Annotated in this window: 1 protein-coding gene; it reads left to right on the top strand. The window is 51.9% G+C overall.

Annotation, left to right across the window (positions count from 1 at the left end; all coding sequences use genetic code 11):
* Positions 1-557, top strand: a 557-nt coding sequence (locus AC23P2_RS31190) for an Ig-like domain-containing protein (protein ID WP_487776806.1), incomplete at both ends; no start/stop codon positions are given.

Below are 557 nucleotides of genomic sequence, written 5' to 3'. Positions count from 1 at the left end.
CCTAGCAAGTGTGACACGGCCACGGTGAGTATTGGAATTTTACCATTGGCCCCACAAGCCCCAAAAGCGAACCCAGATGTTGCGGTGACACCACAAGATAAACCCGTGAATGGAAACGTATTGACCAATGACGATGACCCACAAGGGGGTACGCTGGTGGTGACAACGACGCCTGTAACTCCACCGACGAAAGGAATGGTGACGTTGCAACCTGACGGAAGTTTTGTTTATACGCCGACGCCAGGTAAAACGGGTGAAGATGTTTTCTGCTACGAAGTGAGTAATGCACAAGGGTTGAAAGACACAGCTTGTGTGACGGTGGATATTGTACCGACGCCCATTGCAGGCAATGATGCACCCGTGGCAGTGGATGACAACACGGAGACGCCAAAGAATGCGCCAGTGGTAATCAATGTGAAAGCAAACGATGGCGACCCTGACGGCAACGTCTTGGGAGTACCGACGAAGATTAGCAATCCGACCAACGGTACGGCGACGGTAAACCCAGACGGGACGATTACCTACACGCCGAATTCAGGCTTTGTAGGAACAGATAG

Source organism: Runella sp. R0.1_18, from assembly GCF_057652155.1.
The sequence above is the reverse complement of the archived record's forward strand: the minus strand, read 5'-3'. Positions and strand labels throughout refer to the sequence as shown.